23 protein-coding genes are annotated in these 25120 nt (G+C 40.0%); 5 read left to right on the forward strand and 18 right to left on the reverse strand.

Going from position 1 to position 25120, the window contains the following annotated elements; genetic code table 11:
• Window positions 1-5: 5 nt before the first annotated feature.
• The 14 genes from R8925_RS04005 to R8925_RS04070 all read right to left on the reverse strand — a co-directional run bounded on the left by R8925_RS04005 (window position 6) and on the right by R8925_RS04070 (window position 16197).
• Window positions 6-806: a TIGR00282 family metallophosphoesterase gene (locus R8925_RS04005; RefSeq protein WP_430534633.1), complete on the reverse strand. Its 801-nt coding sequence runs from the start codon at window positions 804-806 to the stop codon at window positions 6-8.
• Window positions 807-869: 63 nt separating this feature from the next.
• A complete protein-coding gene (locus tag R8925_RS04010) occupies window positions 870-1367 on the reverse strand; it encodes a GNAT family N-acetyltransferase (RefSeq protein ID WP_430534634.1) in 498 nt (165 codons plus the stop codon).
• Window positions 1368-1493: 126 nt separating this feature from the next.
• Window positions 1494-3056, reverse strand: coding sequence for a ribonuclease Y (gene rny / locus R8925_RS04015; protein WP_430534635.1), 1563 nt, complete (start codon window positions 3054-3056; stop codon window positions 1494-1496).
• Window positions 3057-3298: 242 nt separating this feature from the next.
• Window positions 3299-4345, reverse strand: coding sequence for a recombinase RecA (recA, locus tag R8925_RS04020; protein ID WP_430534636.1), 1047 nt, complete (start codon window positions 4343-4345; stop codon window positions 3299-3301).
• Window positions 4346-4622: 277 nt separating this feature from the next.
• On the reverse strand, window positions 4623-5885 hold the full coding sequence (locus tag R8925_RS04025) for a competence/damage-inducible protein A (RefSeq protein ID WP_430534637.1): 1263 nt from the start codon (window positions 5883-5885) through the stop codon (window positions 4623-4625).
• Window positions 5886-5982: 97 nt separating this feature from the next.
• Complete coding sequence (gene pgsA / locus R8925_RS04030; protein ID WP_036069080.1) at window positions 5983-6561, reverse strand: CDP-diacylglycerol--glycerol-3-phosphate 3-phosphatidyltransferase; 579 nt, start codon at window positions 6559-6561, stop codon at window positions 5983-5985.
• A 103-nt stretch (window positions 6562-6664) separates the two neighbouring features.
• Window positions 6665-7621 carry a helix-turn-helix domain-containing protein gene (locus R8925_RS04035; RefSeq protein ID WP_430534638.1) on the reverse strand — a complete coding sequence of 319 codons (957 nt, stop codon included), beginning with the start codon at window positions 7619-7621 and terminating at the stop codon, window positions 6665-6667.
• 34 nt (window positions 7622-7655) lie between these two features.
• Window positions 7656-8390 carry an elongation factor P 5-aminopentanone reductase gene (gene ymfI, locus R8925_RS04040; protein WP_430534639.1) on the reverse strand — a complete coding sequence of 245 codons (735 nt, stop codon included), beginning with the start codon at window positions 8388-8390 and terminating at the stop codon, window positions 7656-7658.
• Window positions 8391-8536: 146 nt separating this feature from the next.
• The gene (gene yfmH / locus R8925_RS04045; protein WP_430534640.1) at window positions 8537-9820 is read right to left on the reverse strand and encodes an EF-P 5-aminopentanol modification-associated protein YfmH; all 1284 of its coding nucleotides are present in this window, start codon (window positions 9818-9820) and stop codon (window positions 8537-8539) included.
• Window positions 9813-11096 carry an EF-P 5-aminopentanol modification-associated protein YfmF gene (gene yfmF, locus R8925_RS04050; protein WP_430534641.1) on the reverse strand — a complete coding sequence of 428 codons (1284 nt, stop codon included), beginning with the start codon at window positions 11094-11096 and terminating at the stop codon, window positions 9813-9815. The genes yfmH and yfmF overlap by 8 nt, the downstream gene beginning before the upstream one ends.
• Before the next feature lie 122 nt (window positions 11097-11218).
• The gene (locus R8925_RS04055) at window positions 11219-12169 is read right to left on the reverse strand and encodes an ABC transporter permease (RefSeq protein WP_036069074.1); all 951 of its coding nucleotides are present in this window, start codon (window positions 12167-12169) and stop codon (window positions 11219-11221) included.
• The gene (locus R8925_RS04060) at window positions 12166-13218 is read right to left on the reverse strand and encodes an ABC transporter permease (protein WP_430534642.1); all 1053 of its coding nucleotides are present in this window, start codon (window positions 13216-13218) and stop codon (window positions 12166-12168) included. Before R8925_RS04060 ends, R8925_RS04055 begins: the two co-directional genes overlap by 4 nt.
• Window positions 13211-14746: an ABC transporter ATP-binding protein gene (locus R8925_RS04065; RefSeq protein ID WP_430534643.1), complete on the reverse strand. Its 1536-nt coding sequence runs from the start codon at window positions 14744-14746 to the stop codon at window positions 13211-13213. Before R8925_RS04065 ends, R8925_RS04060 begins: the two co-directional genes overlap by 8 nt.
• A 383-nt stretch (window positions 14747-15129) precedes the next feature.
• Complete coding sequence (locus R8925_RS04070) at window positions 15130-16197, reverse strand: BMP family lipoprotein (protein WP_430534644.1); 1068 nt, start codon at window positions 16195-16197, stop codon at window positions 15130-15132.
• A 316-nt stretch (window positions 16198-16513) separates the two neighbouring features.
• Here R8925_RS04070 and proG point away from each other — a divergent pair, with 316 nt between their 5' ends.
• Window positions 16514-17347, forward strand: a complete 834-nt coding sequence (proG, locus tag R8925_RS04075; protein WP_430534645.1) for a pyrroline-5-carboxylate reductase ProG — start codon at window positions 16514-16516, stop codon at window positions 17345-17347.
• Window positions 17348-17399: 52 nt separating this feature from the next.
• Here the strand turns inward: proG and R8925_RS04080 are convergent, their stop codons facing one another.
• A complete protein-coding gene (locus R8925_RS04080) occupies window positions 17400-19676 on the reverse strand; it encodes a DNA translocase FtsK (RefSeq protein ID WP_430534646.1) in 2277 nt (758 codons plus the stop codon).
• Between the two features lie 151 nt (window positions 19677-19827).
• Complete coding sequence (locus tag R8925_RS04085; protein WP_430539403.1) at window positions 19828-20712, reverse strand: YitT family protein; 885 nt, start codon at window positions 20710-20712, stop codon at window positions 19828-19830.
• A gap of 253 nt (window positions 20713-20965) precedes the next feature.
• On the opposite strand from R8925_RS04085, the gene trhO reads away from it, so the two are divergent.
• A complete protein-coding gene (gene trhO / locus R8925_RS04090) occupies window positions 20966-21925 on the forward strand; it encodes an oxygen-dependent tRNA uridine(34) hydroxylase TrhO (protein ID WP_430534648.1) in 960 nt (319 codons plus the stop codon).
• A 39-nt stretch (window positions 21926-21964) separates the two neighbouring features.
• On the opposite strand, the gene fni is transcribed toward trhO, so the two are convergent.
• Together fni and R8925_RS04100 are read right to left on the reverse strand one after the other, a co-directional pair.
• Window positions 21965-23020, reverse strand: a complete 1056-nt coding sequence (gene fni / locus R8925_RS04095) for a type 2 isopentenyl-diphosphate Delta-isomerase (RefSeq protein ID WP_430534649.1) — start codon at window positions 23018-23020, stop codon at window positions 21965-21967.
• 37 nt (window positions 23021-23057) lie between these two features.
• Window positions 23058-23420: a DUF1033 family protein gene (locus R8925_RS04100; RefSeq protein ID WP_430534650.1), complete on the reverse strand. Its 363-nt coding sequence runs from the start codon at window positions 23418-23420 to the stop codon at window positions 23058-23060.
• 163 nt (window positions 23421-23583) lie between these two features.
• Here R8925_RS04100 and R8925_RS04105 point away from each other — a divergent pair, with 163 nt between their 5' ends.
• The 3 genes from R8925_RS04105 to yidC all read left to right on the forward strand — a co-directional run bounded on the left by R8925_RS04105 (window position 23584) and on the right by yidC (window position 25076).
• Window positions 23584-23865 carry an acylphosphatase gene (locus R8925_RS04105; protein ID WP_187131417.1) on the forward strand — a complete coding sequence of 94 codons (282 nt, stop codon included), beginning with the start codon at window positions 23584-23586 and terminating at the stop codon, window positions 23863-23865.
• Window positions 23866-23930: 65 nt separating this feature from the next.
• Window positions 23931-24212, forward strand: coding sequence for a hypothetical protein (locus tag R8925_RS04110; protein WP_430534651.1), 282 nt, complete (start codon window positions 23931-23933; stop codon window positions 24210-24212).
• A gap of 39 nt (window positions 24213-24251) precedes the next feature.
• Window positions 24252-25076 (forward strand): membrane protein insertase YidC, encoded by an 825-nt coding sequence (gene yidC, locus R8925_RS04115; protein ID WP_430534652.1) that lies wholly within the window; start codon window positions 24252-24254, stop codon window positions 25074-25076.
• Window positions 25077-25120 lie beyond the last annotated feature (44 nt).

Genomic DNA, 25120 nt, shown 5'->3' on the forward strand with positions numbered 1-25120 from the left:
CTTCATTAAGACGTGAACGGATGATCCTCATTAATCAAAATCCGTTCAATTTTGCTAGCGCGTCCAGTCGTGTCGTTAATGCTGATCATACAACCTGATAAAACGGCGCGACCGGTTTTAGGCACTTCGAAACGAGAAGGCATAGCAGTCAAGAAACGTCGTAAACTCGCCTCTTTATCCATGCCAAGAATGCCATCATAAGGACCAGTCATTCCAACATCTGTTAAATAAGCGGTTCCTTGCGGCAAAATCCGATTATCTGATGTTTGTACATGTGTATGTGTCCCGACAATCGCTGTCACACGGCCATCTACATACCAGCCCATCGCTTGCTTTTCACTCGTTGTCTCTGCATGAAAATCGACAAAAATAATATTTGTTCGTTTCGAAGCTTCCTCGATTAACTCGTCCATTTTGCGGAACGGGTCATCTAAGTCGGACATGAACACACGACCTTGCATGTTTATCACCGCAACCTCCAACGTGTTGCTCTTAATAAATACAAGTCCGGTTCCTGGTGTCGTTTCTTCCGGAAAATTCGCAGGTCGTACCAAATATTTTGCATCATCGATAAATTCAAAAATATCTCGATTATCCCAAGCATGGTTACCAAGTGTTACCGCATTGGCTCCTTGCTCTAAAAACTGTTTGTAAATCTTCTCTGTGATCCCACGCCCAGCCGCTGCATTTTCACCATTAATAACGGTAACTGTGGGCCGGTAAGCTTTCTTTAGCTGTGGCAAATACTCGGTAATCATATCGCGACCGATAGATCCCACAACATCCCCGATAAATAATAATTCCATAACCTAATTCCTCACTCTCTATATGTACACTATTATAACGTGAAACGAGCCAAAAAGCCCGTCCTATTTTCCGACAATAGCACTACGTCTTTCTAAAAGAGCTACATCTCGAAAAATGCCGTCCATTTCCCCTAGTTTTTCATGAACACAAAGCGTCTTAAATCCGAATTTATTGTGTAATGCAATGCTTGCCATATTTTCAGGGAAAATTAGTGATTGCAATGTCCAAAAACCAGCTTTTTCACTTTCTTCCACAATGTGAGCCATAAGCGCCGTCCCGATTCCTTTGCCAGTCGCCTCTGGATCAATATAAATGCTGAGTTCTGCAACTCCGCGATAAGAAGGCATTTTTGAAAAGGCTAATAATGCAGCCCAGCCAATTGTCACACCATCTTCAACGACCACAAAACGACAGTCCTGTAAATATTTCTGATCCCATTCTTCAAATGTTGGCACAATTTTTTGAAACGTCGCATTGCGCCCATCAATTCCCGTCTGATAAATACGAGCAACATCAACATAATTCTCTTTTTTAAAATTTCTGATTTCCCAGTTTTGCATACTATCGAACTCCCATCTTAGATTACAGCATATTATAGCTCTGTTTTTCAGGGTTACGCAAGGAAATTGCTTTTTATAGGAAACAAAAACGCAGCTCCAAATCGGAACTGCGTTTTTGTTGTGTGATTACTTTGCGTACTCAACAGCACGCGTCTCGCGGATAACAGTCACTTTGATGTGACCAGGGTATTCAAGTTCTTCTTCAATCCGCTTTCTAATGTCTCGAGCCAGGCGGTAGGAAGCTAAGTCATCGATAGAATCAGGTTCTACAATGATTCGAACTTCGCGTCCGGCTTGAATAGCGTAAGATTTTTCTACACCATCATAAGACTCGGAAATCTCTTCTAATTTTTCTAGGCGACGAATGTAATTCTCTAATGTTTCACTACGAGCGCCAGGTCTAGCGGCTGATAGGGCATCTGCTGCTGCAACTAGGACAGCAATAACAGATGTTGCCTCTGTGTCACCATGGTGGGACGCAATACTGTTAATAACGATATCGTTTTCCTTGTATTTCGTAGCAAGCTCAACACCAATCTCGACATGGCTTCCTTCAATCTCATGATCGATTGCTTTACCGATATCATGAAGTAGTCCAGCGCGCTTGGCCATCGTTACATCTTCCCCAAGCTCACTAGCCAAAATTCCAGCTAATTTCGCAACTTCTAGGGAATGATTCAAGACATTCTGTCCATAGCTTGTACGGTAGCGCAAACGACCAAGAATCTTGATTAAATCCGGGTGTATGGAGTGAATGCCCACTTCGAATGTTGCTTGTTCTCCAACCTCGCGAATATGTTCGTCAACCTCTTTGCGAGCTTTATCGACCATTTCTTCAATCCGCGCTGGGTGAATTCGTCCATCTTGTACGAGTTTTTCCAAAGCGATTCGCGCGATTTCGCGACGAACAGGATCGAATCCGGAAAGGATAACTGCTTCTGGTGTATCATCAATAATTAAATCAATACCAGTGAGTGTTTCTAGAGTTCGAATATTGCGGCCTTCACGACCAATAATTCGACCTTTCATCTCATCATTCGGTAAAGTTACAACGCTTACTGTCGTTTCAGCAACATGATCTGCAGCTGAACGCTGTATAGCTAGAGAAAGAATATTTTTAGCTTTCTTATCTGCTTCTTCCTTCGCACGAGTTTCAGATTCTTTTACCATCACTGCTGTGTCGTGTGTCAGTTCCTCTTCTACTTGGCTTAAAATAACATTCTTAGCCTCATCTTTGGTAAGGGCAGATATTCTTTCTAACTCTACTTGTTGTTTCTGTGTCATCTCTTCAACTTTGCTTTCTTTTTCTTCAATTTGTTGTTGACGTTTACTGATACTCTCCTCTTTTCTTTCAAGAGTTGCTTCCCTTTTACTTAAAGAAGTATCTTTTCTGTCGAGGTTTTCCTCCCTTTGTAATAAGCGATTTTCTGACTTTTGTAATTCCCCTCTTCGCCCACGAAGTTCATTTTCGATTTCAGTACGTAACTTATGATTCTCTTCTTTTCCTTCAAGTAATGCTTCTTTCTTCAAGGTTTCTGCTTCTTTTTTAGCATCTTCCGTGATTAATTCAGCTGTTCCTCTAACAGCGGCAAGTTTCCGCTCAGAGCTTGATTTATAAATCAGAGAACCAACAACCAGACCGACGATCAAGAAAAGCAAGCTGGAGATGATTGTGATTACGATTTCCATCCTTACACCTCCTTTGCTATTCAATTCTTTTTAATGGTTATGTCGGTTGTCAGAAATGTTCCTGACACGCGTGTATTTTTTCATTTTTAAATGTAAAATATACAATCTAATTCTATCTGTCAATCTGCGTATTGTCAAGAAAAGCGAAAGGTGTAAGCGGGAACATGTTATTGAAATTGTCCGCAATGAATCGAGATACAATCTCCATAAAGAAAAGCCGCCCAGTTGGACGGCTTATAACATTAATCTTCATCAAGTAAGTTGATTTCTTCTGGCAATGTATCCTCTGATATGTTTGGGTTCACATCGATCTCATATTCTTGGCGAACTCGTTTTGAAATTTCATCACGGATTTCTGGATGTTCTTTCAGATATTGCTTCGCGTTCTCACGACCTTGCCCAATACGCTCCTCGTTATAAGAATACCATGAACCGCTCTTATTGATTACATCAATCTCGGATGCCATATCGACAAGTTCACCTTCACGTGAGATACCTTGGCCGTACATCACATCGACCTCAGCTACACGGAACGGTGGAGCTACTTTGTTTTTGACAACTTTGATTTTTGTTTTGTTACCAATAACATCCGTACCCTGTTTTAGTTGCTCTGCACGTCTTACTTCTAAACGAACGGTAGAGTAGAACTTAAGTGCTCGCCCGCCAGGTGTTATTTCGGGATTACCGAACATAACACCAACTTTTTCACGGATTTGGTTAATGAAAATCGCGATTGTTTTTGATTTATTAATGGCACCTGATAATTTACGTAATGCTTGGGACATCAGACGTGCTTGTAAACCAACATGGGAATCGCCCATTTCACCTTCAATTTCAGCACGTGGTACAAGTGCTGCTACGGAGTCGACAACTAGAATATCAACGGCGCCGCTTCGAACTAAAGCTTCTGCGATTTCTAATGCTTGCTCCCCTGTATCTGGTTGTGATAGTAGCAATTCATCAATGTTTACACCAAGGTTTTTTGCATACGCTGGGTCTAGTGCGTGCTCGGCATCGATAAATGCTGCGGTACCACCTTGCGCCTGCACTTCTGCGATGGCATGTAAAGCAACGGTTGTTTTACCAGAGCTTTCTGGTCCATAAACCTCGATGATTCTTCCACGTGGATACCCACCAACTCCAAGTGCAATATCGAGGGCTAATGAGCCACTTGATATCGTGGAAATATTATGGTCGGATTGCTCTCCTAACTTCATAATGGAACCTTTACCGAATTGTTTCTCAATTTGTTTTAACGCCTGATCTAAGGCCGCTTGACGATCACTCACATTATTGCCTCCTAGTCTTTATATACTATCTAATTTTTCATGTAAAAACAGTATTTCCCGTACATCTATTTCCGGCTGTTTTTACTGCCTATAGATACTATACCTTATTTTTTTTAGATATACAAGTAAAAAGCGAATATTTGTTCGTATTTTTTTAGTGTGCGCTATTATGTTCTAGACATCGCTACTATCAATTCCTAACTATGCCTTTATTATAGCCGTTTTACAGGTATTCGTCTAACCTTTTTTTAGTGCTAGATTTGTTATTTTTAATCCCTTATTTTGCTTTTTTGTCGCTTTTCTCATCTAAAAAAGCTTTAATCAGTGCAAAACCTTCTTTTACCGCTCGGCGACGATTATAATTACGGTCACGATTGAAGGTATAACGATAAGCGAGTGTAGGACTACCAACAACACTGAGACCAATCCAAACAGTCCCAACAGGATTTCCTTCGAGTTCACTTGGCCCCGCAGCACCAGTGAAACTAATGCCAATATCTGTTTTGCATAATTTGCGAATATTATCAGCCATTTCAATCGCGCAAGCTTGGCTAACAACACCTTCTTGTTCTATAGTTTCTTTAGATACGTGTAACAATTCGTGCTTCATTTCTGAACTGTAAGTTACCATACCACCTTTAAAAATTTTAGAGATGCCGGTTGTTCCACCTAACTCTGCTTGAAATAAGCCAGCTGTGAGGCTTTCTGCGGCTGATACAGTCATATTAGCATCCATGAGCTGCTGAATTACTAAATCGACAAGTGTGACGTCTCCAGAGCCGTATATGTAAGCTCCATCTCGCTTGATAATCTCTTCTTCCGTATTGGCAATTAGGTGCAATGCTTCTTCTCGTGTTTTGGCAGATGCTGTAAGCCGGATGATAACTTCATTTTCACCTGCATACGTTGCGATGGTTGGATTCGTTTGAGCTGCAATCAGGTCTTTTAAATCGTCCGCTAATTTCGATTCACCAATACCAAAAAAACGTATTATTTTGGATTCTAGTATAATTTCGCGGTCACTATTTTTCAGTAGAAGTGGCTTGGCATATTTTGTGAACATTGGTTGCATTTCGGATGGTGGCCCAGGAAGTAAAAGGTAACTGTGTTTCTTAGATTCAAGTAACATTCCTGCTGCAAAGCCAAAATCATTGGATAGAACATGAGAACCTTCAATAATTTCTGCTTGACGCTTGTTATTTTCAGACATTTTATCTTTTCTTGCTGCAAAAAATTGTTCTATTTTTGCTAGATGATCGTTATCGTAAAGAATGCCTTTTTTCAAGTGACTAGCAAGAATTTGCTTAGTTATATCATCCTCTGTTGGGCCTAAACCGCCTGTGAAAATTAAGATGTCACTCCGATTCTCAGCGATTTCAATAACTTTCTTCAAGCGTTCGGGATTGTCGCCGACGACGGTATGATGATACACATAGATACCACATTCGGCCAGTTCTTTGGATATAAAAGCAGCGTTGGAATTCACGATTTGTCCAAGTAATAGTTCGGTTCCAACTGCAATAATTTCTGCACTACGCATAAAAAACACGCCCTTTCTATTTCTATATATTACAACAACTCATTCCAAAAACAAGAAAAACGACCTGCCACACGATGTGAGAAGTCGTTTTTTGATATTACATGGAACCTTTGAAAATATTTCTGTTCTTGTAGAAATAATCCCAGCCAGACCAAACCGTGAAAAAGGCGCAAACGTATAGGAATACAAGATCCACACGAATACCAGTCCATTCAAACGGCCAATTGTGAAGCAGTAACAAAGGAATTGCAATCATTTGAGTGAAGGTCTTTATTTTCCCTAATTGCCCGGCTGCCATGACTTCACCACCTTCTACAAGAAGTAGACGCAAGCCAGTTACAGCAAACTCGCGGCTAATGATGATGATAATCACCCAAGATGGCGCAATATGCTGTTCAACTAATATGATGAAAGCTGCAGCAACTAATAATTTGTCAGCCAGTGGATCGGCAAATTTGCCAAAGTTGGTAATCAGGTTATACTTGCGGGCTAAATGACCATCGAACCAGTCTGTTAATGCGGCTACAATGAAAATAATTGCAGCGATGATATTGGCAACTGGAATATTAGAATCAAGCCATGTAACCGTTCCAAGTCCTAGCGGAGCCACACATAATATCACGAAAATCGGTATCAAAATGACGCGTGCCACTGTTATTTTATTAGGTAAATTCATTTCTTCATCCCCTTTTCATTTAAAAATATGTAATAAGTCAGCGTGGCAATAAATGCTTGATGCACAATAAGCATTTATCGCCACGCTGTCATTAAAAAATTAGTTATTCTGCATTACTGTCTGAACTTGTGCTAGAATCTGAAGTTGTTCCAGTATTTGTACTGTCAGCGAGCTTAATCGTCAATTTCTGTGTAATAGAATCTTTAGCTAATTCCGCAGCTTGATCATTGATTTTCATCGTTACTGGCGTTGCATTTCCGACAGTTATATTAGCGGATTTACTGCTTGCAAGGTCAAATGTTTTCGTTTCACCATCTGCGATAATCCCGCCAAAGAGACTTGAACCAGCGTCATCAGTTACTTGAATCCAACTTTCGCCACCAGATAAAGTGAATGTGACAGAAAGCTTGTCTGCGTTGGAAACAGTATATGTTGTTGCATTTCCAGATGTTTCAGATTTGATTTCTGTTTTCTTTGGTTCGTCTTTTTTCTCTGGTTTTTTATCTTCTTTAGGCTTTTCTTTATCCGTTGTAGTGTCTTTCTTGGTGTCAGAATCACTCTTTGTTCCATCATCTACTTTGATCGTGGAATCGCCATTGCTTGTCGTATTTACCTCATTACCAGATCCGCCAGCATTGTAGAAAGCGAAATACCAAATAACGAAGCCAATCACAACAATAAACAGTGCGATTAGAATTTTCGGAACGAGACCAAATACGGAATGTGTTGTGTGTGGATTGTCGTTTCCTGGTTGACTCGCGGCCAGTGGGGCACGACGTTGCTGTGCACGCGTTATTTGCTCATTTACAACGGCTTCTTGACTTGTAGCAGGGACTTCATTTTCAAATTCTTGAAAGAGTTCCTCACTGTTCAAATCAACGGCCTCTGCGTATTGCTTAATAAAAGCACGCGCATAGAATTTACCAGGCATTACAGCATAGTTGCCTTCTTCAATCGCGACAAGATAGCGCTTTTGAATCTTTGTTATTTGTTGTAGATCGTCAAGACTGAGACCTTTCGTTCGCCTTGCATTTTTGAGTTTCTCACCTAGTTCGGTCAATTTTAAACACCTACCATTACATAAAATCTTTTTCTTACCTCATAAACCAGCCACCGTCAAGACGCATCGTTTGTCCAGTTATATAACTTGCGCGATCACTTGCTAAAAAAGTGACCAGCTCTCCAACTTCTGTCGGCTTTGCAAACCGGTGCATTGGGATTTCCGCTAATAATGCTGTCCTCTCATCCTCGTCAAAAAGGTGATTCATTTTTGTATCTACCATTCCTGGAGATACTACATTGACAGTTGTACCTGATGCAGCTATTTCTTGAGCCAGCGCCTTGCAAAAAGAAATCTGTGCTCCCTTTACAGCTGAATAGGCCACTTCCATCGCAGCACCAACTTCTCCCCAGATAGAACTAATAAAAATAATTCGTCCAGCATCGCTTCGTTGCAACTTTGGAATCCATTTCTGCAATAATTGCATCGGAAAATGAACATGGATATCCCATAGATTCTTTATTTCCAAGTCCGGCATGTCTTGAAATAAGCCATAATAGCTATTTCCAGCAGCGTGAACAAATACGTCTAATTGAAAAATGGAGTCTTGCAATCGTGATATAGCATCAGAATTAGTAAAATCAGCTTGAATCGGAATAACATCTACATCGAAATAAACTAGTTCTTCTCGTAGTTGTGCAATCGCCTTCTTGTTACGATAATAGTGTAAATATAGGTGAAATCCCTGTTTTGCAAGTGCAATTGCGATTTCTTTGCCTATGTCTCCACTTGCCCCAGTAATTAGCGCATATTTCGTATTATGTCCCAAAGCCGATTATTCCCTTCTATCCATTTCTTTCATCATAGCACGACTCGCGTCTAATTGCCATTTTTTTTATTAAGTTAAAGAAATCTTAAAGATTCTAAGCGCTGAGGTGTGGATGAAAGTAGCCTATCAAAGTTTCTTCTGTAGTATCACTCCGGAACAATTTGGAATGTCGTAACTCGATCTTCCAAGTAAATTCGTTTTAGAAATGCCTCTACATCAGCTACTGTAACAGCTTTAATGGCTGGTAAAATATCAAATAAAGACGCTTCTTCAAAAATATACTGCGAAAACTGGTTTGCAATAAACTCAGGTGAATTCAACGAGCGTAAAAATTGCCCCATCTTTTTTCGTTTTAAAAGCTCTAAATCATCTTCGTTAAAACCGTTTTGTAGCGCTTTTTCGAACGTTTCTTTAATTTTCTTTTCTTGTAAATCTGGATCTTTTGCGTCACCACCAACGAGAACAAAAGAGAAGCTGTCTTGTAAACTATAATCAAATCCGAACGTATCGTCAATAATACCTTGGTCGTATAATTCAAGGTAAGCATCAGATGTAGTACCAAACATTAGTTCCAATAGAATATCTGCTGTCATTTCATGCTGCACGGCTTCTTTGCCACGTAATGTGCCGATGTCTTCTTTAACAGCTACTAGATTTTTGGCGATTTGAACGGGAAATTTCAATTTTTTCTTAGCAACGGCAACCGATTTTGGCTCATCTGGAAAGTGTCGCTTCACTGGTTTTGCAGGAGCAAATGTCTTTTTCGCTTGATTGTTGCGGACTTGCTCAATGGCTTGTTCAGGATCTATGTTTCCAACGATAAAAAGAATCATGTTACTCGGATGGTAAAATGTATTGTAGCAAAGATACAAAAGGTCTTTGTCGATATCAGCAATAGATTCAATAGTACCTGCGATGTCAATTTTCACTGGGTGGTGGTGATACATGTTTTCGATTGCGCCAAAATAAACGCGGAAATCAGCATCGTCATCGTACATTTGAATTTCTTGCCCGATAATCCCTTTTTCTTTTTCAACGGTTTCTGCTGTAAAGTAAGGTTCCTGCACAAAATCAACTAATGTTTCGAGGTTTTCTTCGACATTTGATGTGCTTGAGAATAGGTAAGCCGTACGTGTAAAAGATGTGAAAGCGTTAGTGAAGGCTCCTTTTTCACCAAATTTGAAGAAGACATCACCATCTTCTTTTTCGAATAGTTTATGCTCTAAGAAATGTGCGATACCATCTGGAACGCGCGTAAATGATTCTTGACCAAGTGGCACGAATGCATTATCAATTGAGCCATAATTGGTTGTGAAAATCGCGAAAGTTTTGCTAAAACCATGTTTTGGTAAGACATATACTTGTAGGCCGTTATCCAATGTTTCATAGTAAACGGCTTCTTTTAACTGATCGTAACTTTTTTTATTCATTAGAATCGGCTCCTTTGCTCAGGAAGTAGATTGTGTCTAGCTCAAACGATTTTGCGGCGGTTACTACTTCTTGTTTTGTAACCTCAGAAATGCGTTTTAACCAGTTTGATAAATCCAGATTTGCTTTTTTCAATGTGTTGTTGTAAGCAAGTTCAATAAGGCCCTGCGCTTGATCATTGGCTTCTAGGAGCTGGTTTGAGAGCATCGCCTTTGTTTGGGCTAGTTCTTCCTCTGTGAAATCACCAGCTTGCATCGCGGCGACTTGCTCTTTAATAATTGTAAGCGCCTGTTCATAATTTTTCTCATCAATCCCTGCTGAAATAAGCATGAAACCGTGGAATGAATCGATTCGGCTGCTTGCATAATATGCTAAACTCGCTTTTTCACGGACATTAATAAAAATCTTTGAATTTGCAAAACCACCAAGTAAGCCATTAGCGAGCTGTAGCGGAACATAGGAATCTTCACCGAATAAAATATTCGTACGGTAACCAAGAACGAGTTTCCCTTGATTTATTGGTTGGTTTTCTTTGACTGTATGGACTTCCTTAGGATGAACAGGCGCGATAACGTCTAATTCACGATATTTACGATCTGCAAATGGTAGCTTTTTTAGAAGCGGAATAACATCCTCTTTTTTCACATCACCGCAAATGAATAAATCGATAGTATCTTCAGCTAAAAACTGTTGGTAGTAACCATATAAATCGGTACCAGTAATGTTTGGAATATCTTCCAATACACCAGCTGCTCCATATTTATAGTTCTCATTAGCAAACATAATCTCTGTCAAACGCTTATTGGCATAGCGAATTTTATCATCGTATACACTCTCTAAACGTTGCACCAAATTCTCTTTTTCACGAGCAACTGTTGCTTCATGGAAACTACCGTCTGTTACATTTGGATTAAAAATAATCTCTTGAATGAGCATGAAGGCTTTTTCTAGCAATGTATCACCACCCGGTACAAACTGGCCATCTACCATATCAAGAATAGCGGTAATAACATGCTCGTTCCCTTTCTTATCCACCGATGCATAAAAATTAGCCCCATATAGGCTTGCTAATTCTTTGCGAAAAGCAGTTTGTGTTGGATATTTTTTCGTATTAGTCTCCATTAATGCGGCAATTAAGGCACGTTTTGTAGTCGTTTTACGGTCGAGTGGTGCTCTGAATTTAAATACAATTTTATTTGATTTATATTTGTCAGAAGGAATAAGTGTTAGTTGAATCGCGCCAATTTGTTCTTTATATTCCTGTTTATGAGTTGTCATTAAAAATCCCTCCTTATTTGGCTAAGCACTGTTTATTGTACCTTATTATCCCTCGCTAAACAAATGCTACAGATTGAAAAACACCCAATTTCGCAAATCTAGACGAAATTGGGTGTTGCTTGTTATTTTCCTTTAATATAATTTACACCATCTGCTTTAGGAGCTTCGGATTTTCCGATTAGACCAACGAGAGCAAGAATGGTTAATACGTAAGGAGCAACTTGGAGATAAACGTCTGGAATACCACTAAAGAATGGTAATTGACCACTGATAATACTCAGGCACTGCGCAAATCCGAAGAAAATTGCAGCTCCCATCGCACCAAGCGGATTCCACTTACCAAAGATCATCGCAGCTAAGGCCATATAACCCTGCCCAGAAATTGTTGCGTGGCCGAAATCAAGTGTAAAGGATTGGGCATAAACCGCACCACCTAAGCCGCCGAGAATACCAGAAATGATAACGCCTTGATATCTCATCCAACGCACTTTGATTCCCATTGTGTCTGCTGCTAATGGATGTTCCCCAACAGAGCGAAGACGCAAGCCAAATCTTGTTTTATAGATGATGAACCAAGAAAGAATCGCTACTAGAATCGCGACGTAACTCATGACTGGAACATTTTTGAAGAAAATATCGCCAATCACGGGAATATCTTTTAGAAGCGGAATATCTGGTTTTCCGAAGTAATGTTTAATTTGATCGGTTTGTCCTTTGTCATAAATAACTTTGACAAGGAACAAGGAAATACCGAGTGCTAAAAAGTTAATTGCTACACCACTAATAACGTGATCGGCGCGGAAATTAATCGTCGCAACCGCGTGTACGAGTGAGAATACCCCACCAACAAACATACCAGCTAAAAGCGCAACCCATGGTGTCCAGTTGCCGAAAACATCCGCGAAAGTTAAGTTAAAAACAATCGATGAGAAGGCGCCCATAATCATCATACCTTCAAGCCCGATGTTAACAACGCCCCCTCGTTCTGAGAAAACGCCCCCGAGCGCTGTGAAAATGAGTGGTCCAGCCATTAATAATGTACTAGAGACAATAATCGCTAAAGTCGAAATCATTTTGTTTTCGCCCCCTTCGCAAATTTATCCATTGCCCAGCGGATAATATAACTGGATGCAACGAAGAAGATAATAAGCGCGATAACCACGTTTACTAGCTCATTTGGAACTCCAGCGACAGCAGGCATGTTTAGTGATCCTACTTTTAGCGCTCCGAATAGGATAGCGGAGAAGATGATACCGATTGGTGAATTACCACCAAGTAAAGCAACGGCAATACCGTCAAAACCAGTACCAGGAGATGTCGGAAGTACATAAGCTGTGCCGTAGTTTCCAAGACCTTCCATCGCGCCTGCCAACCCAGCAAGGCCACCTGCGATAATCATTGAAATGACAATCGTTTTCGCGACACTCATACCAGCGTACTTGGAAGCATTTTGGTTGAAGCCGACTGATTTCAACTCATAACCAAATGTCGTTTTATTGATAACAAGCCACATAATAAGTGCGCAACCGACAGCAATCAAGATTCCCCAGTGAAGCGATGAATATTGCGTCATTTCTTGCAGGAATGGCGATTGTAGCGATGCAGATGCAGGAACTTCTTTTGTTTTGTCCATTTGTTTCGTTAGAACGTTTTGCACGATATAGTTGAAAATATAAAGAGCCGTGTAGTTTAACATGATTGTTACGATAACTTCATTGACTTTTAGTGTGGCTTTCAGAATCCCTGGAATGAAGGCCCAGAAAGCACCACAGATGATTCCCGCCAAGAGTGCAAGTGGCAAGTGTATCCATTTATCCAACCCTTCAAAAGTCAGACCAACTGCTACAGCTCCAATCCACCCCATAAGAAGCTGTCCTTCTGCACCGATATTGAAAAGGCCAGCTTTAAAAGCAATTGCAATGGATAGACCGACTAAAATATAAGGTGTTGCTTGGCGAATTGTTTCCCCAAGATAGAAGGAATCGCCGAATGCGCCTTGGAAAAGTGCAATGTATGCGTCTATCGGATTATATCCAAATAGCAACATGATCAAAGCGCCAAATAGTAAACCGAGAATAACGGCTGTAACTGGGATAACAAGGGCTTGTACTTTTTTAGACATGTGTTTTCTCCCCCGTTTCCACTTTTGCTGATCCAGCCATTAGAAGACCTAGTTCTTGTTCCGTTGTTTCCTCAGGTTTTACAATGGCTACGATTTTACCTTCATAGATGACAGCAATACGATCACTTACATTCATAATTTCATCGAGCTCAAAAGACATCAATAAGACGGCTTTTCCTTCGTCGCGTTGCTCGATAAGACGTCTATGAATGAATTCAATAGCGCCAACATCAAGTCCACGTGTTGGTTGAGCTGCAATGAGAAAATCAGGATCTCGGCTAATTTCACGGGCAATAATTGCTTTTTGCTGATTCCCACCAGAAAGAGCTTTAGCCGCTACGTATTCACTACTTGTACGAACATCATATTCTTCAATGAGTCTTCTAGCAAAGTCATACATTTCTTTATGGTTTAGAAAACCTTTATTGGAAATGGGCTTTTTGTAATAGGTTTGTAAGGCAATATTCTCACCTAATGACATTTCAAGAACAAGTCCGTGTTTATGGCGATCTTCTGGAATATGACCGAGGCCTGATTCCGTGATACGACGTGGCTTCTTGTTTTCGATATGTTCTCCTTTTAGTAAAATGGAGCCGCTAGTCGTTTTTGTTAGTCCTGAAATTGCTTGAATGAGCTCGCTTTGACCGTTTCCATCAACACCTGCGATACCAACAATTTCGCCAGCACGAACGGTGAGATTAAGACCTCGAACGCTTTCGACACCACGACTTTCTTTGACAACTAAATCTTTGACTTCAAGCACGTCTCGACCCGGATTTGCAGGTGTTTTTTCGGTTGTAAAGACGACTTCACGACCAACCATGAGATTTGCCAAGGCTTGTGGGCTAGTTTCTGGAACATTGACAGTTCCCATGCCCTTTCCGCGACGAATAACGGTTACTCGATCACAAACGTCCATGATTTCTTTTAATTTATGCGTGATTAGAATAATCGATTTGCCTTCTTTAATGAGCGTACGCATTATCGAGATAAGTTCTTTAATTTCTTGTGGCGTCAGAACAGCAGTGGGTTCATCAAAAATAAGAATATCAGCGCCACGATACAATGTTTTGAGGATTTCTACTCGTTGTTGCATCCCAATTGAAATATCGCTTATTTTGGCATGTGGATCTACTTTTAGACCGTAGCGGTCGGAAATAGTCTTAATTTCTTCAATAGCTTTCTTTTTCTCAATGACGCCAAATTTACTAGGCTCTTTTCCTAAGATAATATTTTCGGCTACTGTAAATTTATCGACAAGCATAAAGTGTTGATGCACCATACCGATTCCGAGGTCATTGGCTTTGTTTGGGCTATTAATCGCTTCTGCATTGCCGTTGACACGAATTTCGCCACCATCTGGTTCATAAAGTCCGAACAAAACATTCATTAGTGTTGATTTCCCAGCACCATTCTCACCTAGCAGCGCGTGAATTTCGCCACGCTTAAGCTGTAAGGTAATGTTATCGTTTGCTACAAACCCAGAAAACTCTTTTCTGATCCCTAACATTTCAATAACATAATCCACTGTCTCACTCCCCTTATAATAGCTAATATCCACCTTTTGTGAATGAATTCGATTTCCTTTTTGATGTAAACCGTTTTACAAGATTTAAAATCACCTGTCAAAAAGTTCTTTTTTATTTGTGCATAAAACGAGAATATGTAGTATTCCAAAAAAGTCATCACCTTATTCTATTTCTAAATGAGTTACATTGCAATTCCTTTTTTGAAAAAAAGCGTAAAAATAGACGATATTTTTAAAAAATATGCATTTTGACCTAGGATTAGAGAATATAATCCAACACTTTATAGGTTAAAACGCTTACAATACGAACGAAAAATAAAAAGTGGATTGGAACATTAATAAAAGCCGGTTCAAAAAACCGACTTTTATCCATCAAGCAATCATCAAGGCTTTTCTGGAACTTTAATGTCGCCATCAATGATTTTTTGTTTGTATTCGTCTACTTTAGCTAGAACTTCTTTAGATAGGTTATCTTGACTTGGAGAAAGACCTACAGCATTTTTATCAAGGCCGTATTCAATTTTTTCCCCACCTGGGAAGTCTCCTGCTTTTGTTCGTGTTGCTAAATCATCAACCGCGATATCTACACGTTTGATTTCAGATGTTAGCGTTACGTTATACTCCTTGCCATCGTTAGCAGTGACAGCACCTTCATCCCATTGGTCACGGTCAACACCGATTACCCATACAGCACGGGCTGGATCTTTTTTCTTCAGGTTTTTAGCTTCTGCAAATACACCGTTACCAGTTGCACCAGCCGCATGGAAAATAATATCTACGCCACCATTGTACATACCAGCCGCAATTTGTTGTCCTTTATCTGCTTTTGCGAAATCATTCGCATATTGTACTTTTACTTCTGCTTTCGGATTTACAGCTTTAACGCCTTCCGTGAATCCAGCTTCAAAACGATCGATAACTGCGCCTTTAACGCCACCAACAAATCCAACTTTGTTGGTTTTCGTTGTTAAACCAGCAACAACCCCCACAAGGAATGAACCATCTTGGTCTGCAAAGCCGATACTTACAACATTGTCGCGATCTGTAATGGTATCATCCACAAGCGCGAATTTGTTTTTTGGTTTTTGCTTGGAAACATCTTCAATGGCATCTTTTAATTTGTAACCGATGCCGTAGATAAGACTGTAATTACTACGAACAGCTGTGTTTAAGTTTGTTTTGAAATCAGCTTCTGATGCAGATTGTAAATAGTTATAGCCATCCGTTCCTTTTTCAAGACCGTTAGCTTTACCGAATTTTTGTAAACCTTCCCACGCTGATTGGTTAAATGAACGGTCATCTACCCCACCAGTATCTGTTACCATTGCTACTGTAAAATTGTCCTTGTCGCCGCCGCTCTTCTTGCTGTCATCTGATGATCCACATGCACCAAGCACAACGCCTGTTGCCATAATCATGGATAGTGCTAAAGCAAATGTACGCTTTTTCACCTTAAAACCCCTCCCGAGAGATAAAATTGTAGTTATTAGTATCGCAAATACGAACGATTAGAAAGTATGTATGATTTAAGTTCCCCTTTTGCTATATCTAATAGCGTTCCTTGAAAACGGATACTCTAACTCTTTTTAATATACCATGGAATTTCAAATAAATAAATATCGAAGCTCAAAGTAAGTGTTTCAAATATATTCGGAAAATTAACTCTTTTTAATGAGTAAATGGCTTGCATGTGATGCTGAAGATTTGCATAATAGAGATATGTGCTGGAAAAATAGCATAATTTTTATTAGAGACGAGATGATTAGCATGAAAATTGGTTTTATTGGTTATGGAAGTATGGCGGATTTATTGACACGTCAGTTTTTAGCGCATGCAGATGTGGCACCTAAGGATTTTATTATCTATACACGTTCAGAAAATGAAAAATTACAGGAAATTCATGAGTTATTCCCTGAAATTACGATTGCCAAGACGAGTTTAGAAGTTTTTGAGCAGGCGGAGCATATCTTTGTTTGTGTTTTACCGCTTGCTGTCTTGCCTGTTTTGCTAGAAAATAAGGCAGCATTTTCGAGTGAAAAACACATTATTTCCATTGCAGCAGGTGTTTCTGTCGATGATTTAAAAAAAGTGGCAACGAATGTGCAGTTTAGTAAACTAATTCCTTCACTGACAACATCTGTTGGTATTGGAACAAGCCTAGTGAATCACGATACGGCTGTTTCTACTCAGAATCAAGCTTGGTTAAGTACGGCACTTGGGACGTTCAGCTCAGTTCAAGAAGTCGCTGAGGAAAACATTGATTTGGCAAGTGACTTGACGAGTTCTTCTCCAGGATTTATTGCTGCGATTTTTGAACAGTTTGTACAAGCAGCAGTTCGCAAGTCAAATTTAACAGAAGCAGAAGTTTTTCAAATGATTAGTAATTCTTTAGCTGGGACGTCTATGTTGCTGGCAGAGAAAGGCTACACGTTTGAGTCACTGATTAAACGCGTGGCGACAAAAGGTGGGATTACAGCAGAGGGCGTTTCACTTAGTGAGGCCAAATTACCTGCCTTTTTCGATGAATTATTACAACGAACCGAAGCGAAATATGATGACCATCATGCAGAAATAAAGGATCAAATAGAGGAACTTTTATAGAAAAAAGAGACGCAGGATGCGAAAAATGGTCCTGCGTCTTTTTATAGGAATCTTAATCTTCATATTCTGGCATATCGCCAATGTTTACACGTCGCGGTTTGCTGCCCTCATGCGGGCCAACAACGCCTCGCTGCTCCATCTCATCAATAATACGAGCTGCACGGTTGTAGCCTATTCTGAATTTCCTTTGTAGCATGGAAACCGAAGCCGTCTGCATTTCACGTACTAGTTCAACCGCCTCGTTATAAAGTTCATCCTCAGCTTCTACCGCAATATCTGGTACTTCATCAGGAATCATATCTTCGTTGTATTGCGCTTTTTGTTGGGCAACGACGAACGATACGATGTCCTCTACTTCTTGATCGGAAAGAAATGCACCTTGAATACGCACAGGTTTGCTGGCTCCTACTGGAAGGAATAGCATATCGCCCCGTCCAAGCAATTTCTCAGCGCCTCCCATGTCTAAAATCGTGCGGGAATCAATGGAACTCGATACAGCAAACGCGATTCGAGATGGGATATTAGCTTTAATAACGCCGGTAATAACATCAACAGAAGGACGCTGTGTCGCGATAATGAGGTGAATACCAGCTGCACGTGCCATTTGCGCTAAACGTGTAATAGCATCTTCTACGTCATTAGAAGCGACCATCATAAGGTCGGCTAACTCATCGACAATAACGACGATAAAAGGCAGTTCGGCTTGCTTTGCTTCGTTTTGCTCGTTATGTTGGCGAACATGTGCATTGTATCCAGCCATGTTTCGCGTTCCGGTGTGGGAAAATAAATCGTAACGCCGCTCCATTTCTGAAACTACTTTTTGCAACGCTTGTGCAGCTTTTTTGGGATTTGTTACTACTGGTGCGAGCAAATGAGGAATCCCGTTATACACATTAAGTTCGACCATCTTTGGATCAATCATCATCATTTTGACTTCATGTGGTTTCGCACGTAGCAAAATACTTGTAATGATCCCGTTAATGCAAACCGATTTTCCGCTCCCCGTTGCTCCTGCGACAAGTAAATGTGGCATTTTATCAAGATTTGCAACGATGGCATCTCCTGAAATATCACGGCCTAGGGCAATTTGTAGTTTCTCATCTGGACGGTCACTAGGATTATTTTCTAAAACTTCACGAAGCGCAACCATCGCAACATTCTGATTGGCAACTTCAATTCCAATGGCTGATTTTCCAGGAATTGGTGCCTCAATTCGGATATCTTTAGCGGCAAGAGCAAGGGCAATATCATCGCTTAGTCCTACAATTTTGCTTACTTTTACACCTACGGATGGCTGGACTTCATACTTTGTAACTGCAGGGCCTAAGTGAACTTGTGTTATTTTTGCCTTCACACCAAAGCTCTCGAAGGTGGACTCTAATTTCTGTGCATTAGCTTTAATTTGATCATATTCTGCACTTTGATCAGTCGGTTCTGCAGGCGTCAGTAAATCTATTGGTGGCAGTTGATAAATTTCGTTTTCAAATGATTCCTGCTGAAAAGTGATTGGTGGCGCTTCTTCATCTTGCTCCGGCTGTATTTCAGAAGCCTTATTGATGGTCTCTTGTTTTTTCTGGAAATTGGAGATAATTGGTGGTAGCTTTGGTTCTGCATTCTCCTCCACGACCTCAAGAACCGGTTTTGCTTCTATTACTGGTTTAGGTTTCGTCACCTTTTTAGATTTTGGCTTACGGTTTTTATGTTGTTCAAAAAACTGATTTAACCAGTCGAATATGCCACGAAGTACATTGGAAATTTTTGTGAAAGCGGTTTTTAAAGGGATGCCAGTTAGTAACGACAAACCGTACAAGAATAGAATCGTAGCGATAATGTTTGTACCGATTCGGTCTATTAAAAAATATGTAACAGCGACAATGCTTGAGCCGACAATTCCACCGCCAACTTGGTCAATTTGACTTGGATGCCAAATATTTTGGCTGAGTAGTTTCAACATAGAACTGAAAATGGACGCACCATCTGCGAGCACATGCGTGACATACCACATTTCAAAGAAAGTTAACAATCCAATAAAAATCAAATATATACCATTCAAACGTTTTGTAAATAGATTTGGAACGCTTCCTTTAAAAATGAAATAAATGCCTAATATGGTTAAACCAGTAAGCAAGACAATCGCTAATTCACCGGCAATAAATTCGCCTAGCGCGTAAATGAGCCGCCCCATGAAGCCCAGTTGAAATAGACCTATTAAACTAAGTCCGGCTAGTATAACTCCGCTGATTTCAAAGGAGTAAGATTTTGCTGTTTGTTTCTTCTTACGTGTCGTCTTCTTTGCACGAGACGTTTTTTTCTTTGTTTGATTTGCCAAATTTCCCACCCTATCCTCTTTTCGTATTCTAGCATTATAGCACAGAACGAGAAGATAATCTTCCAACTTTAGTACGAAATACGAAAATACGTTCTTATTTTTTCGCTAAAAAGATGCCCCCAAAGAATTGGAGGACATCTGTAACAAAGTATTATAGATGCGGTGTTTTTTTATTCATCAGCTTTCCACCACGAATCTCGGACATATTGTTCCCGACCGCCAGAAATGCGCCAGGATCGATATCGTCTAAAATAGAGATTAATTTAGGTTCCTCAAAGCGAGAGATAATAACGAAAACTACTTTTTTTATGTCACCAGAATATCCACCGGTAGCATCGATGTAAGTAACACCTTTGCCCAACTGGTCGATGATTTCTGCACCAATTTTTTCGTAATGATGGCTTATAATAAAAGCACTTTTCGATTCGTCTAGACCGCTAATGACAATATCGATAACTTTATAAGCTAAAAAATATGTGATCAAGGAATACATAGCCCGATCCCAGTTAAAAACAAGACCAGCGACCAAGAAAATAACGATATTGATGGCCATAATAATTTGTCCTGTTGAAAATGGCGATTTTCCATTAATAATAATCGAGACAATCTCTGTTCCATCAAGCGCCCCACCATTCCGAATCACGATACCAACACCTAAACCTAACGTTACACCGCCAAATACAGTTGCAAGTAGCAGGTCATCTGTTACTGGTTCTAAATCGTGTAGAATAAGTGTTACTACAGACATTACAGCGATTCCATATAGCGTGAAGAGTGCGAAGCTCTTTCCAATTTTGCGATATCCAATAATGAAGAATGGAAGATTTAGGACGAAAATAAGGACTCCAAGTGGTGCTGGTGTTAGCTGTGAAATAATGATGGAAACGCCTACGATACCTCCATCTAGAATACGATTGTTTACTAGGAATAATTCTAGCCCAACCCCCATTAGGATAGCACCTAGTGTGATGAATAATATTTTATAAATAAACCATTTTGTTTTATTGCGCTTCTTAACGAATACATCTTGTACAATTGCCTCATCTAAAGTTGTTTCTCCTGATTGCAATACGAACCACTCCCATACGTTAATGTTCTCTTTTTTTCACTAATATAAATTATATCATACAATGTTAATCGATGACATAATTATTTCATATTTTGAACTATTTTCATGGCGAATTACCGCGTTTCCTCTTGCATCCATAGCCCTAAATATAGTATCATAGACAATGCGCAAACTAGGAAATACACTTTTCCAATAAAATTTGATTAAGGGTGGTTAGAACATGAGCAGCTATCAAGTGTTGTTATATTACAAATACACAACGATTGATAATCCTGAACAATTCGCAGCCGAACATCTCGCTATGTGCAAGGAAATCGGTCTTAAGGGACGGATTTTAGTGGCAGAGGAAGGTATTAATGGCACGGTTTCAGGAACAATAGAGGAAACAGAAAAATATATCGAGGCGATGCATGCAGATGCCCGTTTTGCTGATATGGTATTCAAAATTGATGCGGCAGACAAACATGCATTCCAAAAAATGCACGTACGTCCACGCCCAGAAATTGTTTCCCTTTCACTAGAAAATGATGTGAATCCTTTAGAGATTACAGGAAATTATATGGAGCCAGAAGAATTTCGTGAGGCTTTAAAAGATGAAGATACTGTGATTCTGGATGCTAGAAATGACTATGAATTTGATCTCGGCCATTTTCGTGGTGCGGTTCGTCCGGATATTGAAACATTCCGTGATTTGCCTGCTTGGGTAGAAGAAAACCGAGATATGTTTGAAGATAAAAAAGTCGTTACGTATTGTACGGGCGGTATTCGTTGCGAGAAGTTCTCTGGTTGGTTAAAGACAGCTGGTTTTGAAGATGTTTCTCAATTGCATGGTGGTATTGCGACATACGGTAAGGATGAAACGGTAAAAGGTGATCTTTGGGATGGTATGATGTATGTTTTTGATGAGCGTATTGCTGTTCCGATTAACCGCGTGGATCATACGATTGTTGGGAAGGATTACTTCGATGGGACGCCTTGTGAACGTTATATTAATTGTGCGAACCCATATTGTAACAAACAAATTCTCGCTTCTGTGGAGAATGAAGAGAAATATTTACGCAGCTGCTCTCACGAATGCCGGACACATCCTGCGAACTTATATGTAAAAAAACATGCGCTTAGTCCAGAAGATTTGGAAGCGCGTTTAGCTGTACTTGAAACAGCAATAACTTCAAAATAATATAAAAAGGAGCTGTCACCGAGTGGTCGCAGCTCCTTTTTATATGCGGTTGGCCAGCTGGTCTATATTGATATGTCTAGTAGTAGCAAAATCGCGTAGCTTGTCTTCGATGATTAATGACTTTCGTGTTAATTCAGGGATGGATTTTGCATTAAGTAGCGTCATGATGCCTTTTAGCTCACTTTTCCAATCGAGTAGCAGTTGGATGGTTTGGTCTGTATTTGTTTTTTTCAGTTGGTGGAGTACAATGCCTGCAATGCCAACCGACTTTGCACCAAGCGCTAGGCATTTTAAAATATCTAGTGGTGTTTTAATGCCACCAGATGCTAGTATTTCCGAAGCATGATTTTGACAATCAAGCAAAGATTCAACTGTTGATAACCCCCAATCTTCTAAAAATTGATATGCTCCGTCTCGTCTTCGATCTGTTTCGATTTTTGCAAAATTGGTACCGCCTCTTCCACCGATATCGATAGTTTTTGCTCCAATATTTTGTAACTGTTCCAGCAATTCTCGGCTCATTCCGAAACCGACCTCTTTCACAATGACTGGGAATTCTTCGATGGCAATAAGTTTTTCGATAGCAGTTAGCCAATTGGAAAAATCACGATCGCCCTCTTTCATAACAATCTCCTGAGCCACATTGATATGTATTTGTAAAGCGTTCGCACCAATCATATCGACGGCTTTTCTGGCATTATCCACCGAATTGTCCGCACTTAAATTCGCAAAGATGGGCCCATCAGGGTTTTCTGCTCGAACGATGTGGTATGAATCAGTAAGGCTTTTATCTCGCAATGCCGCTGATTGTGATCCGACAGCCATTGCAAGGCCTGCCTCGCGTGCGATAATGGCTAATTGCTGATTGATGAGCTTTGTCTTCGCGCTACCGCCAGTCATTGCATTGATATAGAACGGTGCGTCAAATGTTTGTCCCGCGAAATAAGTTTGTAGAGAAACCTCTTTTTTATGAAAATTGGGCAATCCTTGCGGCACAAACCGGATATGCTGAAATGCCGTCTGATTTGCATCAAATTGACCGTAAGCTAGTGTAACGTGTTCATCTTTACGACGCGATCGTTGTTGCTCATCCATTTTTGTATCCCCCTTTCATCAAAAAAACACCTAAAAATCAGGCGTCCTTTGACAAATCTAGTCTTTTGTTAAAAGAAAAATAAGTTGCCAGCTCGTCCGGTGTTGGTTCATAAACGCTTTCATCGACAAGTAATATCAGCCCATGAAATGTTTGAATGTCGTCGTCGCACTCCTCGCAATACTGTGTCTCATCCTCTGACCAAGTCGCCAATAATACGTTTTTTTTCACTGCACTATTCGGATAGTTCTCCATTAATTCTGTAGCTAAAACTTGATATTGTGATATCGCATCGCTTTTTTCTGTATACGCAAATGACGATTCAATATCTTTTTCCCAGTCCTCAAAAAACCACCAAGGCTCATACTCGCCCTTCGTCACAATAACTTGAAATTTTGCCATCTTCCAACACCTTACTTTCATTCACTTCATAATATGTAAAGCTATTATAGCACAGGGCATCAGAATCTCACTGTAACTTGCTTTGCCCATGTTATTTTTTGAAATACACACCGAAAAAAGGTACACTAAGAGTATTAATAAAAAAGGATAGGTGATTAGACTTATGGCTCGTAAAACCGTTATTATGCGTGTAACTGGAATGGTACAAGGCGTTGGTTTTCGTTATACTACAAAGCATTTGGCTTACAAAATGAACATCAGTGGCATCGTTAAAAATTTACAAGATGGCTCCGTTGAAATTCAAGCAATTGCAGAAGAAGCCGATTTAGAAAAATTTATCGAAGCCGTCAAAAAAGGCCCCTCTCCTTCAGCTCGAATTGGCGAAGTATATATTTATAAAGATGCTCCTGTTGAAGAACGCAAGACATTTGATATCGAATATTGATTAATATGTGCTTTTCGGATATAGTTAAGGCTGTACTTAATTTTAATTGGAAGGAGTGACTGCGTATGTTTGAAACTTTCATTCAAATGGCGTTTGGACCAGAGTATATTTCGCTATACGTTACCTTTTTCATGACGATGGCTGTGCTCAGATATTGGCCAGTTTTAGCGATGGTAAAGCCCACGATGATTTTGCATATGAAGCACCTGTGCATCACGCCACTTCCTGTTATTCCTTGGAAACCCGCAGAGATGTATCGAGCTAGTTTCATTATTGTATGGCTCGTCCAAGCAATCACCCGTTTTTCAAATACAGACGATGAATTTTCACTGCTTTTTTCCTGGTAATTGATTGATACTAACTTACTTTTAGGAGGAAATAAGACATTGAAAAAGAAAAATATATTATTGCTCATTATGATTGCGGCGCTATTCTTTGCACTAGCAGGCTGTAGCATGGATCCTTCTCAAAATACGGATGGATTCTTCTATGTATATCTTATTAAGCCATTTACCGCGGTTATTGAATGGATTGCTTCAATATTCGGTGGAAATTATGGCATCGCGATTATCGTTACAACGCTAGCTATTCGCGCCCTTATCATGCCGCTTAATTTACGAACTGCAAAAGCACAGATGGGCATGCAGTCTAAAATGGCTGTTGCAAAACCAGAAATTGATGAGATTCAAGCGCGGCTAAAACGAGCAACATCGAAAGAGGAACAGCAAAAAATTCAGCAAGAAATGGCGGCTGTCTATTCCAAATACAACATTAATCCGTTACAAATGGGTTGCTTGCCGCTTCTGATTCAAATGCCTATTTTGATGGCGTTCTATTATGCTATTCGTGGTTCATCTGATATTGCGCATCATGAGTTTCTTTGGTTTAGCTTAGGTAGCCCAGATATGATAATGGCAGTGATTGCAGGTGCTGTTTATCTATTACAATATTTTGTATCCTTAATCGGTTACACTCCTGAGCAAAAAAAACAAATGAGGGTTATGGGACTTATCTCACCAATCATGATTCTCTTCGTCTCCTTCTCTGCACCAGCAGCCCTCGCACTTTATTGGGCGGTCGGCGGATTATTCCTAGCGGGTCAGACACTCTTAACCAAGAAACTGTACATGAAAAAACATCCAGAAGTTGAGATGATGGAAAAAGAGGAAAGAGAAATTGAGCAAATAGAGCACGAACAAAATAAAAAATAACATAAAAAGACATTCCCTGATTCATCTTGTAATCATTAGGGAAC

This window comes from Listeria rocourtiae subsp. hofi (assembly GCF_963575615.1).
In the GTDB taxonomy this organism is placed as follows: Bacteria; Bacillota; Bacilli; order Lactobacillales; family Listeriaceae; genus Listeria_A; species Listeria_A hofi.

Coding starts and splice junctions, on each gene's coding strand:
- R8925_RS04005 (WP_430534633.1), bottom strand. CDS start 806: ATGGAATTATTATTTATCGGGGATGTTGTGGGATCTATCGGTCGCGAT.
- R8925_RS04010 (WP_430534634.1), bottom strand. CDS start 1,367: ATGCAAAACTGGGAAATCAGAAATTTTAAAAAAGAGAATTATGTTGAT.
- rny (WP_430534635.1), bottom strand. CDS start 3,056: ATGGAAATCGTAATCACAATCATCTCCAGCTTGCTTTTCTTGATCGTC.
- R8925_RS04025 (WP_430534637.1), bottom strand. CDS start 5,885: ATGCGTAGTGCAGAAATTATTGCAGTTGGAACCGAACTATTACTTGGA.
- pgsA (WP_036069080.1), bottom strand. CDS start 6,561: ATGAATTTACCTAATAAAATAACAGTGGCACGCGTCATTTTGATACCG.
- yfmH (WP_430534640.1), bottom strand. CDS start 9,820: ATGAATAAAAAAAGTTACGATCAGTTAAAAGAAGCCGTTTACTATGAA.
- yfmF (WP_430534641.1), bottom strand. CDS start 11,096: ATGACAACTCATAAACAGGAATATAAAGAACAAATTGGCGCGATTCAA.
- R8925_RS04055 (WP_036069074.1), bottom strand. CDS start 12,169: ATGATTTCGACTTTAGCGATTATTGTCTCTAGTACATTATTAATGGCT.
- R8925_RS04060 (WP_430534642.1), bottom strand. CDS start 13,218: ATGTCTAAAAAAGTACAAGCCCTTGTTATCCCAGTTACAGCCGTTATT.
- proG (WP_430534645.1), top strand. CDS start 16,514: ATGAAAATTGGTTTTATTGGTTATGGAAGTATGGCGGATTTATTGACA.
- trhO (WP_430534648.1), top strand. CDS start 20,966: ATGAGCAGCTATCAAGTGTTGTTATATTACAAATACACAACGATTGAT.
- fni (WP_430534649.1), bottom strand. CDS start 23,020: ATGGATGAGCAACAACGATCGCGTCGTAAAGATGAACACGTTACACTA.
- R8925_RS04100 (WP_430534650.1), bottom strand. CDS start 23,420: ATGGCAAAATTTCAAGTTATTGTGACGAAGGGCGAGTATGAGCCTTGG.
- R8925_RS04105 (WP_187131417.1), top strand. CDS start 23,584: ATGGCTCGTAAAACCGTTATTATGCGTGTAACTGGAATGGTACAAGGC.
- R8925_RS04110 (WP_430534651.1), top strand. CDS start 23,931: ATGTTTGAAACTTTCATTCAAATGGCGTTTGGACCAGAGTATATTTCG.